General features: G+C 70.1%; 13 protein-coding genes. 8 read left to right on the top strand and 5 right to left on the bottom strand.

What is annotated here, in order from left to right; genetic code table 11:
- Positions 1–149: 149 nt before the first annotated feature.
- The 3 genes from gltX to ACIRJT_RS28455 all read right to left on the bottom strand — a co-directional run bounded on the left by gltX (position 150) and on the right by ACIRJT_RS28455 (position 2,694).
- Entirely contained in the window at positions 150–1,625 is a 1,476-nt protein-coding gene (gene gltX / locus ACIRJT_RS28445; RefSeq protein WP_403914416.1) for a glutamate--tRNA ligase, read from the bottom strand.
- Positions 1,618–2,403 carry a fumarylacetoacetate hydrolase family protein gene (locus ACIRJT_RS28450; protein ID WP_403914419.1) on the bottom strand — a complete coding sequence of 262 codons (786 nt, stop codon included), beginning with the start codon at positions 2,401–2,403 and terminating at the stop codon, positions 1,618–1,620. The genes gltX and ACIRJT_RS28450 overlap by 8 nt, the downstream gene beginning before the upstream one ends.
- Positions 2,404–2,511: 108 nt before the next feature.
- Positions 2,512–2,694 carry a hypothetical protein gene (locus tag ACIRJT_RS28455; RefSeq protein WP_403914422.1) on the bottom strand — a complete coding sequence of 61 codons (183 nt, stop codon included), beginning with the start codon at positions 2,692–2,694 and terminating at the stop codon, positions 2,512–2,514.
- 584 nt (positions 2,695–3,278) lie between these two features.
- Here ACIRJT_RS28455 and ACIRJT_RS28460 point away from each other — a divergent pair.
- The 8 genes from ACIRJT_RS28460 (at position 3,279) to ACIRJT_RS28495 (ending at position 13,944) form a co-directional block, all read left to right on the top strand.
- Positions 3,279–7,079 carry a nitrate- and nitrite sensing domain-containing protein gene (locus tag ACIRJT_RS28460; protein ID WP_403914424.1) on the top strand — a complete coding sequence of 1,267 codons (3,801 nt, stop codon included), beginning with the start codon at positions 3,279–3,281 and terminating at the stop codon, positions 7,077–7,079.
- Between the two features lie 9 nt (positions 7,080–7,088).
- A complete protein-coding gene (locus ACIRJT_RS28465; protein WP_006127850.1) occupies positions 7,089–7,502 on the top strand; it encodes a roadblock/LC7 domain-containing protein in 414 nt (137 codons plus the stop codon).
- A 135-nt stretch (positions 7,503–7,637) separates the two neighbouring features.
- Entirely contained in the window at positions 7,638–8,045 is a 408-nt protein-coding gene (locus ACIRJT_RS28470; RefSeq protein WP_003966010.1) for a DUF742 domain-containing protein, read from the top strand.
- Positions 8,026–8,607 carry an ATP/GTP-binding protein gene (locus tag ACIRJT_RS28475; protein ID WP_003966011.1) on the top strand — a complete coding sequence of 194 codons (582 nt, stop codon included), beginning with the start codon at positions 8,026–8,028 and terminating at the stop codon, positions 8,605–8,607. The genes ACIRJT_RS28470 and ACIRJT_RS28475 overlap by 20 nt, the downstream gene beginning before the upstream one ends.
- A gap of 361 nt (positions 8,608–8,968) precedes the next feature.
- Entirely contained in the window at positions 8,969–12,208 is a 3,240-nt protein-coding gene (locus tag ACIRJT_RS28480; protein WP_403914426.1) for a nitrate- and nitrite sensing domain-containing protein, read from the top strand.
- Positions 12,209–12,218: 10 nt separating this feature from the next.
- Positions 12,219–12,632, top strand: coding sequence for a roadblock/LC7 domain-containing protein (locus tag ACIRJT_RS28485; protein WP_006127847.1), 414 nt, complete (start codon positions 12,219–12,221; stop codon positions 12,630–12,632).
- A 90-nt stretch (positions 12,633–12,722) separates the two neighbouring features.
- The gene (locus ACIRJT_RS28490) at positions 12,723–13,382 is read left to right on the top strand and encodes a DUF742 domain-containing protein (protein WP_403914428.1); all 660 of its coding nucleotides are present in this window, start codon (positions 12,723–12,725) and stop codon (positions 13,380–13,382) included.
- Positions 13,363–13,944 carry an ATP/GTP-binding protein gene (locus ACIRJT_RS28495; RefSeq protein ID WP_014048542.1) on the top strand — a complete coding sequence of 194 codons (582 nt, stop codon included), beginning with the start codon at positions 13,363–13,365 and terminating at the stop codon, positions 13,942–13,944. Before ACIRJT_RS28490 ends, ACIRJT_RS28495 begins: the two co-directional genes overlap by 20 nt.
- A gap of 72 nt (positions 13,945–14,016) precedes the next feature.
- Here the strand turns inward: ACIRJT_RS28495 and ACIRJT_RS28500 are convergent, their stop codons facing one another.
- Together ACIRJT_RS28500 and ACIRJT_RS28505 are read right to left on the bottom strand one after the other, a co-directional pair.
- Positions 14,017–14,220, bottom strand: coding sequence for an acyl-CoA carboxylase subunit epsilon (locus tag ACIRJT_RS28500; protein WP_403914431.1), 204 nt, complete (start codon positions 14,218–14,220; stop codon positions 14,017–14,019).
- Positions 14,221–14,291: 71 nt separating this feature from the next.
- The gene (locus tag ACIRJT_RS28505; RefSeq protein ID WP_403914434.1) at positions 14,292–15,875 is read right to left on the bottom strand and encodes an acyl-CoA carboxylase subunit beta; all 1,584 of its coding nucleotides are present in this window, start codon (positions 15,873–15,875) and stop codon (positions 14,292–14,294) included.
- Between the last annotated feature and the right edge of the window lie 280 nt (positions 15,876–16,155).

Genomic DNA, 16,155 nt, shown 5'->3' on the forward strand with positions numbered 1-16,155 from the left:
CTGTCCTGTGGGGTGGGGGGGGCCCCCCCCCGGGGGGGGGGCGGCGGGGGGGGGCGGGCGCGCCCCGCCCGGGGGGGGGGGGGGGCCCCCCGGGGGGGGGGGGGGGGGGGGGGCGCCCCCCCCCCCCCCCCTCGGAGGTGTGCTGTCGCTTACGCGGTCAGCTTCGCCAGCGCGGCGTCCACCCGGGCCAGGCTCTTGTCGCGGCCCAGGATCTCCAGGGACTCGAAGAGCGGCAGGCCGACGGTGCGGCCGGTGACGGCGACGCGGACCGGGGCCTGCGCCTTGCCGAGCTTGAGGCCATGGACCTCGCCCGCGGTGAGCACGGCGTTCTTCAGGGACTCCGGGTCGCTCCAGTCGGCCGCTTCCAGGTTGGCGCGGGCCGTGGTCAGGAGCGCGACCGGGTCGCCCTTCATCGCCTTGGTCCAGGACGCCTCGTCCTCCACCGGCTCGTCGAGGAAGAGGAAGTCGACGTTGTCCGTGATGTCGGACAGCACCGTGACCCGGGTCTGGGCGTACGGGGCGATCCGCGTCCACTTCTCCGCGTCGAAGGCCTCCGGGGCCCAGGGAGCGAAGGGCGCCCGGAGCCAGGGGCCGCAGGCCTCGGTGAACGCCTTCACGTCCAGCTTGCGGATGTGCTCGGCGTTGATGTGCTCGCACTTCTTGAGGTCGAAGCGGGCCGGGTTGGCGTTGACGTCCTTGATGTCGAACGCGGCGACCAGCTCGTCCGTCGAGAAGATGTCGCGGTCCTCGGCGATCGACCAGCCGAGCAGCGAGAGGTAGTTCAGCAGTCCCTCGGGGAGGAACCCCCGCTCGCGGTAGAGGTTGAGCGAGGCCTGCGGGTCACGCTTGGAGAGCTTCTTGTTGCCCTCGCCCATGACGTACGGCAGGTGGCCGAAGGCCGGGGTGTCCTTGGCGATGCCCAGCTCGATGAGCGCCCGGTACAGGGCGATCTGGCGCGGGGTGGAGGAGAGCAGGTCCTCGCCGCGCAGGACGTGGGTGATCTCCATCAGGGCGTCGTCGACCGGGTTGACCAGCGTGTAGAGCGGGGCCCCGTTGGCGCGGACGATGCCGTAGTCCGGGACGTTCTCCGGCTGGACGGTGATGTCGCCGCGGACCAGGTCGGTGAAGGTGATGGCCTCGTCGGGCATCCGGAAGCGCACGATCGAGCTGCGTCCCTCGGCCTCGTACGCGCTCTTCTGCTCAGCCGTGAGGTCGCGGCAGTGGCCGTCGTAGCCGGACGGCTTCCCGGCGGCGCGGGCGGCGTCGCGGCGGGTGTCCAGCTCCTCGGTGGTGCAGTAGCAGGGGTAGGCGTGTCCGGCGGCGAGCAGCTTCTCGGCGACGTCCTTGTACAGGTCCATCCGCTGCGACTGGCGGTAGGGGGCGTGCGGGCCGCCGATCTCGGGGCCCTCGTCCCAGTCCAGGCCCAGCCAGCGCATCGAGTCGAGCAGCTGCTGGTAGGACTCCTCCGAGTCGCGCGCCGCGTCGGTGTCCTCGATCCGGAAGACCAGGGTGCCCTGGTGGTGCCGGGCGAAGGCCCAGTTGAACAGGGCCGTGCGGACCAGGCCCACGTGGGGGTTGCCGGTCGGGGAGGGACAGAAACGTACACGGACTGGTGTGTTAGCCACGCTTGATCACCTTGTTGGTGAGAGTGCCGATGCCTTCGATGGTGACGGCGACCTCGTCGCCGACGTGCAGGGGTCCGACCCCTGCGGGGGTGCCCGTGAGGATCACGTCGCCCGGGAGCAGCGTCATGGCCTCCGTGATGTGGACGATCAGGTCCTCGACGGAGCGGACCATGTCGCTGGTGCGGCCGAGCTGTCGCTGCTCGCCGTTGACCGTCGCCTGGATGGTGAGGTCGTGGGGGTCCACGTCGGTCTCCACCCAGGGGCCCAACGGGCAGGAGGTGTCGAAGCCCTTGGCGCGGGCCCACTGCTTCTCGCGCTGCTGCACATCGCGGGCGGTGACGTCGTTGGCGCAGGTGTAGCCGAGGATGACGTCCTTGACCCGCTCGCGGGGGACCTCGCGGCACATGCGGCCGATGACCACGGCCAGCTCGGCCTCGTGGTGCAGCTCGCTGGAGAAGGAGGGGTACTCGATCGCGTCGCCGGAGCCGATCACCGAGGTGGTGGGCTTGAAGAAGGTGATCGGCGCGTCGGGGACCTCGTGGCCGAGTTCGGCGGCGTGCTCCGCGTAGTTGCGGCCGATGGCCACGACCTTGTTGGGGAGCACGGGGGGCAGCAGCCGGACCTTGTTCAGCGGGACCTTGGTGCCCGAGAGCTCGAAGTCGGCGTACGGAATGCCCTTGATGATGTCGAGGACGAGGCCACCGGATTCCACGGTGCCCTGTCCCTCGACGGCGCCGAAGGCGACATTGCCGTCGATGGAGAACCTGGCGATGCGCACGGGATGCTGTCGCCCCTCACTTGCTGGCTGGCTGGCTGAAGACTGATGCTCCAGGCTAACGCGGTGAGAGGGGACAGCCTCGCGTAGCGCGGGCGGGCCGGTCGGTTCCTACCGGGCGGCCGCGACCGGGGCTTCCATGAGGATGGTGCGGCGCGGGTTGGCCGTCACGGTCGGCAGGTCGGCGGCGTGCTCCGGCTGGGGGGGCGTCCGCAGCGCTTCGGCGTCCTTGAGGTGCGCCAGCGTGGTGCGCCGGGGGTTGGCAATGTTGCGGAACATCGTCGTCGTCTTCATCTGCCGTCAGGACCCTGTCGGTGAGGGCGCCGCTCGTCGCGGCGCCGGCTTGTCGGATTCGCCATCCCTGTAAAGCGTCAGGCTAAACATCCGATTCCCCGCCGGAGCCGGGATGAGGCAACGATCATCGTGTGAGTTTGCTCACGAACTATTCGACAATTGACTCATTACGGACAGTTGATCGTGATCCAGAAAACGGACATTGCATCACTGAATCCACCATTCCGCTCCTGATCGTCGCGTCTGGGACACCCCCCACCCCTAGGCGCTTCCTCCGCAATGGACCGTTTTCATCACGATCGCGCTCCACTGCTGGTTACCCGTCCATCACAACGTGTCACCCAGGTCACAGCCCGGTACATGGGCCTTGTTGGAGATCCTGCACTGTGCTGGAATTCCACGCACCGCCGCGGGTTTCAGGCCCGGCGCGCAGGGGCGCAACGCAGCGCCGAGTGGCGGCGGGAGGGGGAAGTACGCCGGTCACTCATACGACCACCATGGGGCGCGTCCAGCGCCCCACGACGCCGACACCGTCTCTGTCCGCACACGCGGGCGGGACGCCTGGTCCAGAGGTTGCGACGCTAGTGCAGGGACGTTTCAAGAGGGATGGCAGCGCTCCGGCGGAACAGGAGCCGCGCGGCGGGACCGACCGCGGTTCCTCGCCCCAGCACGCCCAGAACCCCGGGCCGGCCGGTGCCGGCGACAACAGCGACCGTGCGCAGAGCTCGGGCTCCACGACGAGCGGCGGCGCGGAGCCGAACACGCCCGCACAACCACGCGGACCGGTCGACACGGGTTCGCGCGTAGCGCTCCGTAACTGGAGCATCAGCACGCGCCTGGTCTCCCTCCTCGCCCTCCCCGTGGTCGTCGCGACCAGCCTGGGCGGCCTGAGGATCAACGAGTCCATGACCGACATGCAGCAGCTGGAGCACATGCAGCTGCTGACGAGGATGACCAAGCAGGCGACCTCCCTCGCCCAGGCGCTGCAGGTGGAACGCGACCAGTCGGCCGGTCCGCTGTCGAACAAGTCCAAGCCCACCGACTACAAGGTCACCGGGCCCCGGGACAAGACCGACCGGGCCAAGGACGCCTTCCTCGACGAGACCGACTCGATCGGTGGCTCCGAGAGCGACGAAGCGCTCGACAGCATCCACGCGAGCATCTCGCAGATCGCCTCCCAGCTCGGCAACATCCGTGCGATCCGCAAGACGGCGTACGAAGAGGGCGCGCCGAGCCTCAACACCATCGACCAGTACAACCAGCTGATCACCTCGCTGCTGAGCCTCTCGCAGGACATGGCGCAGGCGACCAGCAACCCGGACATGATCAAGCGGACCCGGGCCCTGGCGGCGTTCTCCTCCGCCAAGGAGTACGCCTCGGTCCAGCGCGCGGTCATCGCCGCGGCGCTGCCGGGCGGTTCGGTCAAGGAGCCGCACCTCAACCCGAACGACCGTCAGTTCGGCGAGAACGCGCTCCACAAGGAAGACCGGGCCCTGCGCTCGTTCAAGACGATCTACGGGACGACCGGCGAGAGCGCCGAAGAGCTCATGACGTCCCTGGACAACGGGAACCCGGAGATCAACGCCGGGAACATGTACGCCAAGCGCATCCTCACCACCACGAACGACATCGAGGGCAACCAGGTCCGGTCGTACCTGGACTGGTACGACCAGAGCACCATCAAGATCAAGGCCATGGAGACGATCGAGGCCACCCTCCTCAGCGACATGGAGGCCAAGGCCCGCGAGCTGCGCCAGGCCTCCCAGCGCGACGCGATCATCAACGGTGCGGTCATCTTCATCGTGCTCGGCGTCTCGCTCGTCGGCGCCTTCGTGGTGGCCCGCTCCATGATCCGTTCGCTGCGGCGTCTGCAGGACACCGCCACCCGGGTCGCCCAGGACCGGCTGCCCGAGCTCGTCAAGCAGCTCTCCGAGACCGACCCGCAGGACGTCGACACCTCGGTCGAGTCGGTCGGCGTGCACTCCCGGGACGAGATCGGCCAGGTGGCCGCGGCCTTCGACGACGTGCACCGCGAGGCCGTCCGTCTCGCCGCCGAGCAGGCCCTCCTCCGGGGCAACGTCAACGCGATGTTCACCAACCTCTCGCGCCGTTCCCAGGGCCTCATCCAGCGCCAGCTCTCGCTCATCTCCGAGCTGGAGTCCCGCGAGGCCGACCCGGACCAGCTGTCCTCGCTCTTCAAGCTGGACCACCTCGCGACCCGTATGCGCCGTAACGGCGAGAACCTCCTCGTCCTCGCGGGTGAGGAGCCGGGACGCCGGTGGACCCGGCCGGTCCCGCTGGTCGACGTGCTCCGCGCCGCCGCCTCCGAGGTGGAGCAGTACGAGCGCATCGAGCTGACCGCGGTGCCCGCCACCGAGGTCGCGGGCCGGGTCGTCAACGACCTCGTGCACCTGCTCGCCGAGCTGCTGGAGAACGCGACGTCGTTCTCCTCGCCGCAGACGAAGGTCAAGGTCACCGGTCACGCACTGCCCGACGGGCGCGTGCTCGTCGAGATCCACGACACCGGGATCGGCCTCTCCCCCGAGGACCTCGCCGCGATCAACGAGCGGCTCGCGCAGCCGCCCACCGTGGACGTCTCCGTCTCCCGCCGCATGGGCCTGTTCGTGGTCGGCCGGCTGTCGCTGCGTCACGGCATCCGGATCCAGCTGCGCCCCTCCGACTCCGGCGGTACGACCGCACTGGTCATGCTGCCCGTCGACGTCGCGCACGGCGGCAAGCAGCCCCCGTCCAAGCAGGGTCCCGGGCAGCAGTCCGGCGCCCCGGGCGGTCTGCTCGCGGGCAACGGGAACGGCGCGGGCACCGGCCAGCGCGCGGGCCTGGGCGGCGGTCCGGGCGGTCCGGGCGGTCCGGGCGGTCCGGGCGCCAAGAGCCTCGGCGGCGGACCGGGCGGTCAGCGCGGCCAGGTCGGCGCGGGCGCCGGTCCCCGCGCGGCGCTGCCGGCCCGGGACAGCGGAGCGGGCCGTCCGCAGGGCGGTGGGCAGCCGAACGACGGCGGCCCCGGCCAGGAGTTCCCGGGTCAGGGCCCGGCGCCCCAGCGTCAGGGCGGCGGCGGCCTCTCCGGCGCCTTCGGCAACAGCGCACGACTCGGCGCCCGCGGCGCCCAGGGCGGTCCGCAGGGCGAGTCCCCGGGCCGCGGTGACGCGACCAACCTGTTCGGGCACAGCGCTCCGCCCTCCCCCGGGCAGAACGGGCGCCCGGGTCAGTTCGCACCGCCGAACCAGCAGAACCCGTCCGGCTGGCAGAACCAGTCGAACCAGCAGCAGAACCAGGGCCCCGGGGCGCAGCAGCCCCAGGGCCGGCAGGAGCAGGGCGGCCCCGCCCAGGGTGGTTTCCAGCAGCCCGGCGGCCCCGGCCGTCAGCTGCCGCCGCCCGGTGGACCGCGTGCCGAGCTGCCCGGGGGCAACCCGCAGCCGCAGCGCCCGGCGACCACCAGCTGGGGCGCGGACACGCCGCGCGGTCACGAGGAGCACGACGCGACCGGGCAGTTCGCCCGTCCGGCGGAGTTCGGCCGGGACCCGTCGTTCAACACCCCGCCGAGCCGGCCGTCGGACGACCTCCAGGGCCCCGGCGCGACCTCCGAGTTCGCCCGGCCGGACTTCCCCGCGCCGGGGGCTCCGCAGGGCGGGGCGTACCCGCAGGGTGTTCCGCAGGGCCAGGACCCGGCGAGCACCGCGCAGTTCGCGCGGCCCGACTTCGGTGTCCCGTACCAGCCCCAGCAGGGGCAGGGTCGGCCGGACCAGGGCGAGCAGCTGCCCGCGCCGCGTCAGCGCGGCCCGGAGGGTTCCGACTTCGGTGCGCCGCGCCCGTCCGCCTCCCCGGCGGGCGAGGCTCCGTACCGTCCGGCACTGCCGCAGCAGCCCCAGCAGCCGGAAGCCCTGCCGCCGGCCGGTCCCGGGGACGGCCGTACGCCTCTGTACGACACCCTGGAGACGAACTGGTTCCACGGTCCGGGCCAGGGCGGCCAGCAGCCGCCCGCCGAACCGCAGGCGCCGGCCGCTCCGGAGTCCTCCGGTGTGCCGGTCCCGCCCATGCCTCAGCGTGGTGCGGCCGACCCCTCGGTCACCAGCTCGTGGCGGGCCTCGCCCAACGACGAACTCGTACGCCAGGCCGAACGGGTCAAGAAGCCCGCCGCCGGCGGGGTCACCACTTCCGGGCTGCCCCGCCGCGTTCCCCGCGCCAATTTGGTTCCGGGGACCGCACAGCAGCAGAATCACCAGTCCGGACCACAGGTTTCGCGCGCGCCCGATGACGTGCGTGGTCGTCTGACCAATCTCCGCCGGGGCATCCAGCAGGGTCGGCAGGCCAACAACGGCCCGCAGACCGGCAGTATCCATCTCGGCCCCACTCACCAGCAGGAGCGTTAGTTGAGCCCCATGAGTCAGGCCGCGCAGAATCTGAACTGGCTGATCACCAACTTCGTGGACAACACCCCAGGGGTGTCGCACACGGTGGTGGTCTCCGCGGATGGCCTGCTGCTGGCGATGTCCGAAGGATTCCCGCGCGACCGCGCCGACCAGCTCGCCGCCGTCGCGTCCGGCCTCACCTCGCTGACCGCGGGTGCGTCCCGGATCTTCGAGGGCGGCGCCGTCAGTCAGACGGTCGTGGAGATGGAGCGGGGATTCCTCTTCCTCATGTCCATCTCCGACGGTTCGTCACTGGCCGTTCTGGCCCACCCGGACGCCGACATCGGTCTGGTCGGGTACGAAATGGCCCTCCTGGTCGACCGTGCGGGCACTGTCCTCACGCCCGACCTCCGCGCCGAGCTCCAAGGCAGTCTGCTCCACTAGGCGGCAGTCCAGCGGATTCACGACACGATCCCCCCAGGTAATGCCCACAACCCTCACCCAACAGGCCGCCTTAGTCCCCTCACCGGCCCCTTGCAGACGGCAAGCCGAGAACCTGCTGTCACGCCCGGAGGATTCATGACCCCGCCACCCGCCTCACCCGATCCGTACGGCGCACTGCACCACGCGTCGTACGACGGGGAAGGCGACCAGCCGCTGGTTCGTCCTTATGCCATGACCGGCGGCCGGACCCGGCCGCGCTACCAGCTCGCGATAGAGGCACTGGTCAGCACGACGGCAGACCCCGCGCATCTGGGGACCCTGCTCCCCGAGCACCAGCGGATCTGCCACCTCTGCCGTGAGGTCAAGTCGGTGGCGGAGGTGTCGGCGCTGCTGTCGATGCCGCTCGGCGTCGCCCGAATCCTGGTGGCGGACCTGGCGGAAGCCGGCATGGTGGCCATCCACCAGCCGGGCAACGGAGAGGCCGGCGGCGCGCCGGATGTGACACTGCTCGAAAGGGTGCTCAGTGGACTTCGCAAGCTCTAGCGGCGGTACGGGCCGTGCCACCACCTCGGCGAAGATCGTGGTGGCGGGCGGCTTCGGCGTGGGCAAGACCACGTTCGTCGGGGCCGTGTCGGAGATCAACCCGCTGCGCACCGAGGCCGTCATGACGTCCGCGTCCGCGGGCATCGACGATCTGACCCACACCGGGGACAAGACGACGACCACCGTCGCGATGGACTTCGGCCGCATCACGCTCGACCAGGACCTGATCCTGTACCTCTTCGGTACGCCCGGTCAGGACCGCTTCTGGTTCATGTGGGACGACCTGGTCCGCGGCGCCATCGGCGCCGTCGTCCTCGTCGACACCCGCCGCCTCGCCGACTGCTTCCCCGCCGTCGACTACTTCGAGAACAGCGGGCTCCCCTTCGTCATCGCCCTCAACGGCTTCGACGGACACCAGCCCTACACCCCCGACGAAGTACGCGAGGCACTCCAGATCGGGCCGGACGCACCCATCATCACGACGGACGCCCGGCACCGGGCGGACGCCAAGAGCGGCCTGATCACGCTCGTCGAGCACGCGCTGATGGCTCGCCTGAAGTAGTTCCTCCACCAGGGCGAAGTCGATATCGCCATACGGAAGTTGCAGTAGTCACGCGGGGGCGGCCTGTGTCGTTTGACACGATCCGCCCCCGCGTTCATAACGTTTCGAGAGAGAATTGACTCCACGCCGCCACCCGACGCATCCATTCGGTGCCACTGCGCTCACATGAGCCCCGCCTTTTGACGGGGCTCGCTCTTTATGCCCGTTTTATCTGAGGTCTGGGCCACTCGGAACCGCCGATTCCGACTGTTTGGAACGGGGCACGTCCCCGTGCTGCAATTCGACGAACTCCCCAGTAGTACGGCCCTGAACGAATAATCCGGCACAGCGTAGGTGCCGACGCCGAGAGGTTGTTGGTCGAGTGAGGCGAAGCAACGAGGGCTCCGCGGCGCAGCCCGAGCGGGGCAACTTCACCCCGCCGTCGCGCGTTGTGGCGTCCCCTGCGGATCTGCCCGGCACGGAGCCGACCGGTAGTGGCAGCACCAGCCGGATGTCCCCGCGCAACTGGCGGGTGGCCACCCGGCTGAACGCGATCCTCCTGATCCCGGTGCTGGTCGGCCTCGTCATGGGCGGGTTCCAGGTGAAGGGCTCCATCGACACCTGGAGCCAGGCCCAGGAGGCCGAGAAGATCGCGGTCGTCGTGCGCGCCGCGTCCGACTACGGGCAGGCGCTGCTGAACGAGCGGGACCTCACCGCCGAGCCGCTGCTCTCGGGCGACCGTGACGCCGATGTGGTCGAGCAGACCCGGGCCACCACGGACGACGCGGCGCGGAAGTTCGACGCCGCGGTGGAGGGTATGCCGGCGAAGCCGGGCCTGGAGCGCCGTCTGAAGCTCTTCAAGGCCGAGGAACCCAAACTCCCCGAGCTGCGCAAGGCCGCCTACGCGGGAGCCCTGGACCCGGTGAAGACCGAAGAGGGCTACACCCAGGTCCAGCACTCGCTGATGGAGTTCTCCAACGAGCTCGGCCTCGGCACCGGCAACATCACCAGCTACGGCCGTACCGTCTACGCGATCGAGCTGTCCAAGGCTGCAGAATCGCTTCAGCGCTCGATCGGCACGCACCTCCTGGTGCGCCCGAGCAAGAAGCCGGGCACGTACGACGAGCAGGTCAAGGCCTTCGGTTCGTACAACTACCTGGAACAGATCGCGCTGGGCGAGTTCAACTCCGGCGGCACCCAGGCCGACGTCGACCGCCTCAAGCAGGTCATGGCCGGCAAGGCCGCCGAGGGCGCCAAGCAGCTCAAGGCGGCGAAAGAGCGGGCCGAGGCCGCGGGCACGCCCTTCGTGGCCCCGCCGAGCATCGACGGCTCGGTCTTCGACGGCATGGCCCGGGAGATCGGCAAGGGCCAGGACCCCGAGGCGCTGGCGGCCAAGGGCGTCACGCCCGAGACCTGGATGGCGGCGGCGACCGCGAAGTTCGAGGGGTACGCCACCGTCGAGGACGAGCTGGTCACCAAGGCGGTGAACGAGGCCGCGAGCATCTCCTCCGACGCCAAGACCGACGCCATCGTCAACGGCCTCGTCGTCGTCATCGCGCTGCTGGCCGCCTTCGTGCTGGCCGGGCTCATGGCCCGCCAGATGAGCCGCTCCATGCGCCGGCTGCGTACCGCCGCCTTCTCCATCGCCGAGCAGCGGCTGCCCTCCCTCGTCGACCAGCTCTCGCGCACCGACCCGGGCCGGGTCGACACCCGGGTGCAGCCGATCCCGATCACCACGCAGGACGAGATCGGCGAGGTCGCCCGCGCCTTCGACCAGGTGCACCGCGAGGCGGTCCGGCTCGCCGCCGAGCAGGCCATGCTGCGGGGCAACGTCAACGCGATCTTCACGAACCTCTCGCGCCGCAACCAGTCGCTCATCGAGGGCCAGCTGACCCTCATCACCGACCTGGAGAACAACGAGGCCGACCCGGACCAGCTGGAGAGCCTCTTCAAGCTGGACCACCTGGCCACCCGCATGCGCCGCAACGGCGAGAACCTCCTCGTCCTCGCGGGCGAGGAGCCCGGCCGCCGCTGGAACCAGCCGGTCCCGCTGGTGGACGTCCTGCGGGCCGCCTCCTCCGAGGTGGAGTCCTACGAGCGCATCCAGCTGACCGGTGTGCCGGAGAGCGAGATCCACGGCCAGGCCGTCACCGACCTCGTGCACCTGCTGGCCGAGCTGCTGGAGAACGCCACCACGTTCTCCTCGCCGCAGACGAAGGTCAAGGTCACCGCGACCCGGCTGCCCGACGGCCGCGTCATGGTCGAGATCCACGACAAGGGCATCGGCCTCACCGCCGAGGACTTCGCCGACATCAACCACAAGCTGGCCAACCCGCCGACCGTGGACGCCGCGGTGTCGCAGCGCATGGGCCTGTTCGTGGTCGGCCGGCTGGCCGACCGGCACGGGATCCGGGTCCAGCTGCGCCCCTCGGGCGAGCAGGCCGGGACCACCTCGCTGGTCATGCTGCCGGACGCCATCACCCACGGTGGCGGTGGCGAACCGGGCTCCGGTTCGGGCGACTTCACCGTCTCCTCGATCATCTCCGAGCAGCAGCAGGCCTTCGAGCCGGCGCCGCAGCAGGCCCCGATGCGCACGGCGGCGGAGCTCGGCTTCGACGACACGCGCTACGAGGCCCCGGTGGACCCGGCGCAGCTGGACCCGGTCGGGCGTTCGCTGGTGCGCGAGGAGCGCAGGGCGGCCCTGGAGTCCCAGACGGGCCCGGGCGGCCCGATCGGGAACAACACCCAGGAACAGCAGGGCTACGCACCGGAGTCGTACGCGGGCGACCCGTACGGCGGGCAGCAGAACCAGGGTTACGCCGACCCGGGCTACGGCCAGGACCAGTACGGGCAGCAGCCACAGCAGCAGCCGTACCAGGGAACGTACGAGCAGCAGCAGTACGGCGCGGAGAACGGTTACGCGCAGCAGCTGGATCAGCAGGCGCAGCAACACCGGGGAGACGGTTATCCGGAATCGGCATATGCCGATCAGAATGCCCAGCAGGGTCAGTACGCCGACCCGTACGCGGCTTCGCCGGACCAGTCCCACCAGGATGATTGGCCTGTTCAGAGTGGTTTCCAACGCGCTTATGAGCCGATTGCGCCCGCCGAATCGGAATCTGTTCCGAGCACGCCCGCGGAGCCTTCGGAGCGCGTAGGCTTCGACCGTCCGGGGCCCACCCCGAACGTCGGCCACGAGCTGACCGAAGCCGGTCTGCCGCGCCGCGGCGGTCAGCAGCACTGGCAGCCCGGTCCCGGCGGCCGCGGCAACGACCAGCCCGATCCGACTCCGGGGCCCCCGCCGCAGCAGGAACAGCGGCAGGACCCGCAGACGGACGGGGACGGCCCCGACGACTGGCGCTCGACCAACGACGAGCGCTGGGAACGGGCCGAGAAGCTCCGTGAGCCGAAGGCGGGCGGAATCACCCCCTCCGGTCTCCCCCGGCGGGTGCCCAAGGCCAACTTGGTCGAGGGCACGGCGGAGCAGACCCAGCAGGGCGGCCCACAGGTCTCCCGCGCGCCCGAGGACGTCCGCGGCAGGTTGAGCAACCTGCGCCGGGGGGTCCAGCGGGGACGCAGCGAGGGTTCGGACACCAGTACCACCTACAACCAGGAGCGTTAGTGTGAGCCCGATGAGCCAGGCGGCGCAGAATCTCAACTGGTTGATCACCAATTTCGTGGACAACACCCCCGGGGTGTCGCACACGGTGGTGGTCTCCGCCGACGGACTCCTGCTGGCGATGTCCGAGGGTTTCCCACGCGACCGCGCCGACCAGCTGGCGGCCGTCGCCTCCGGTCTGACGTCGCTGACCGCGGGCGCCTCGCGGATCTTCGAGGGCGGCGCCGTGAATCAGACCGTTGTGGAGATGGAGCGTGGATTCCTCTTCATCATGTCCATCTCCGACGGATCCTCACTCGCCGTTCTGGCCCACCCTGATGCCGATATCGGTCTGGTTGGGTACGAAATGGCCCTTCTGGTGGACCGCGCGGGCAGTGTCCTGACTCCGGACCTCCGCGCCGAACTTCAGGGAAGTCTTCTTAACTAGTAGACAGACAGTGCGTTTCTCGCCACCGCGCCATAAAGTGCGGTGGCGCGGCCCCACTGGGATCGGTGACCGGCAGTCGGAGGAGGAGACGTGGCAGCACCCACAGGTGGGCACCCATACAACGGTGACCAGAGGGTTCCGGGTGAGCACGGTGACACCCGTTTCGGCTTCCCTGCCGCACCTGGCGGGCAGAGCCCAGGCCAGTACCAGCCCTACCAGGAGCCGCGGCACCGACAGCAGCAGGGTGCTCACGCTCACGGCGCGCAGGGGTCCGAGTGGCCCCCGCAGCAGCCGGGGGCCGGGTGGCCGCAGCAACCGCAGCAGCCCCAGCGGTACGACTCGCCCCGGCAGCCGCGTATTCAACCGGTGCAGCAGCGGCGCGCTTCCGAGCCCGCCATGCCCGCCGCGCACAATCCGCTGGTCCGTCCCTACGCCATGACCGGTGGCCGGACCCGACCGCGTTACCAGCTCGCCATCGAGGCGCTGGTCAGCACCACGGCCGATCTGTCCAGGCTGCAAGGGCAGTTGCCCGAGCACCAGCGGATCTGCCGGCTCTGCATCGAGATCAAGTCGGTCGCCGAGATCTCGGCCCTTCTCTCGATCCCCCTCGGCGTTGCCCGGATCCTCGTCGCCGACCTGGCCGAGGCCGGACTCGTCGCTATCCATCAGCCCGGCGGCGACGAGGCCGCCGGCGGCCAGCCAGATGTGACACTGCTCGAAAGGGTGCTCAGTGGACTTCGCAAGCTCTAGCGGCGGAGCGGCCCGCTCCACTACCTCGGCGAAGATCGTGGTGGCAGGGGGCTTCGGCGTGGGTAAGACCACGTTTGTCGGTGCCGTTTCGGAGATCAACCCGCTGCGCACCGAAGCCGTGATGACGTCCGCGTCCGCGGGCATCGACGATCTCACCCACACCGGGGACAAGACCACCACGACGGTGGCCATGGACTTCGGCCGCATCACGCTCGACCAGGACCTGATCCTGTACCTCTTCGGTACGCCCGGTCAGGACCGCTTCTGGTTCATGTGGGACGACCTGGTCCGCGGCGCCATCGGCGCCGTCGTCCTCGTCGACACCCGCCGCCTCGCCGACTGCTTCCCCGCCGTCGACTACTTCGAGAACAGCGGGCTCCCCTTCGTCATCGCCCTCAACGGCTTCGACGGACACCAGCCCTACACCCCCGACGAAGTACGCGAGGCACTCCAGATCGGGCCGGACACCCCGATCCTGACGACGGACGCCCGGCACCGCGCGGACGCCAAGAGCGCGCTCATCACGCTCGTCGAGCACGCCCTGATGGCGCGGCTGCGCTAGACACCGGTCGTACGAAGAAGGGCCCCGCACTCCGAGGAGTGCGGGGCCCTTCTTCGTACGGTCCCGAGGGGGTCAGCCCTGCCAGCTGTGCGGGGCGCGGAAGCCGGGCGTGCGCTCCAGGCGGCGCCAGCCGGCGGTGTCACGGCCTCGGTGGGCGGGGGCGGACGGCTGGGAAGCGGCGCGGGCCATCAGGACGGCGGTGATGGCCGCCAGCTCCTCGGGGTCGGCGTGACCCTTCTCGACGCGCAGGACGGACTCGGCGGACGTCAGGCTCATGGTGGGGTGTCTCCGTCTTCTCGGCAGGGTGTCGTGGACCGTGCGGCTGATCGCGCCGCCGCGGAGGATGACTACTGCGGGGGGTTGCCGTGCTTGCGGGACGGCAGGTCGGCGTGCTTGTTGCGGAGCATGGCGAGCGAGGCGATGAGCACCTCGCGGGTCTCGGCGGGGTCGATGACGTCGTCGACGAGGCCGCGCTCGGCCGCGTAGTAGGGGTGCATCAGCTCGGCCTTGTACTCCTTGACCATGCGGGCGCGCATGGCTTCGGGGTCCTCGGCGTCGGCGATCTGCCGGCGGAAGATGACGTTGGCCGCGCCCTCGGCGCCCATCACCGCGATCTCGTTGGTGGGCCAGGCGTAGGTGAGGTCGGCCCCGATGGACTGGGAGTCCATGACGATGTACGCGCCTCCGTAGGCCTTCCGCAGGATCAGCGAGATCCGCGGCACGGTGGCGTTGCAGTAGGCGTAGAGCAGCTTCGCTCCGTGGCGGATGATTCCACCGTGCTCCTGGTCCACGCCCGGCAGGAAGCCGGGGACGTCCAGAAGAGTGATGATCGGGATGTTGAAGGCGTCGCACATCTGGACGAAGCGTGCGGCCTTCTCGGAGGCCTCGATGTCCAGCACGCCCGCCAGCGCCTGCGGCTGGTTGGCGACGATGCCGACGACCTGGCCGTCCAGGCGGGCCATCGCGCAGATGATGTTGCGGGCCCAGCGCTCGTGGATCTCCAGGTAGTCGCCGTCGTCGACGAGCTCCTCGATCACCTTGTGCATGTCGTACGGGCGGTTGCCGTCGGCCGGGACGAGGTCCAGCAGGACGTCGCCGCGCCGGTCGGCGGGGTCGTCGCTCGGAGCCGTGGGCGGGTTCTCGCGGTTGTTGGAGGGCAGCATCCCGATGAGGTAGCGGACCTCGGCGATGCAGGTCTCCTCGTCGTCGTACGCGAAGTGCGCGACGCCGGAGGTCTCGGCGTGCACGTCCGCGCCGCCGAGGCCGTTCTGGGTGATCTCCTCGCCCGTGACCGCCTTCACGACGTCCGGTCCGGTGATGAACATCTGCGAGGTCTCACGGACCATGAACACGAAGTCCGTGAGGGCGGGGCTGTAGGCCGCGCCGCCCGCGCACGGGCCGAGCATCACGCTGATCTGCGGGATGACACCGGACGCCCGGGTGTTGCGCTGGAAGATGCCGCCGTAGCCGGCGAGCGCGGAGACGCCCTCCTGGATCCGGGCGCCGGCGCCGTCGTTCAGGGACACCAGCGGGGCCCCCGCCGAGATGGCCATGTCCATGATCTTGTGGATCTTCGTGGCGTGCGCCTCGCCCAGCGCCCCGCCGAAGATCCGGAAGTCGTGCGCGTACACGAAGACCGTGCGGCCCTCGACCGTGCCCCAGCCCGTGATGACACCGTCGGTGTACGGCTTCTTCGCCTCCAGGCCGAAGCCGGTCGCCCGGTGTCGGCGCAGCTGCTCGACCTCCTTGAACGAACCCGGGTCCAGCAGCAGCTCGATCCGCTCCCGCGCGGTCAGCTTCCCCTTGGCGTGCTGCGCCTCGGTCGCCCGCTCACTCGGTCCGCGCCGCGCCTGCTCGCGCAGGGCCAGCAGTTCGGCCACCCGGCCTCGGGCGTCGCTCGGCTCACCCTGGGTTTCGTCCACAACGGTCATGTACCGACCCTACGAACACCGACCCAGAAATCGTGCCGTCGACTCCGTACAGTCTCCTGCCCGGTTTCGTGGTGGGAGTGAACAGAACCGCGGCACCGTGCAGGCGATCCACCAGCGAAACGCCGCGTCACACTGTATGAACTCCACAAAGACCAGGATGTGCGCTGGACCACAGGCGGGGGGGACGGAACGTGAAGCCCACCCGATGGCCCCGGCCTCCCCGAAGTATGCCGCAGGGCCCGCGCCGCACGCCGCAGGGGCGGCCCCGGTCGCCCGGAGC

Origin of the sequence: Streptomyces sp. NPDC102283 (assembly GCF_044766265.1) — a bacterium.
Lineage (GTDB): Bacteria > Actinomycetota > Actinomycetes > Streptomycetales > Streptomycetaceae > Streptomyces.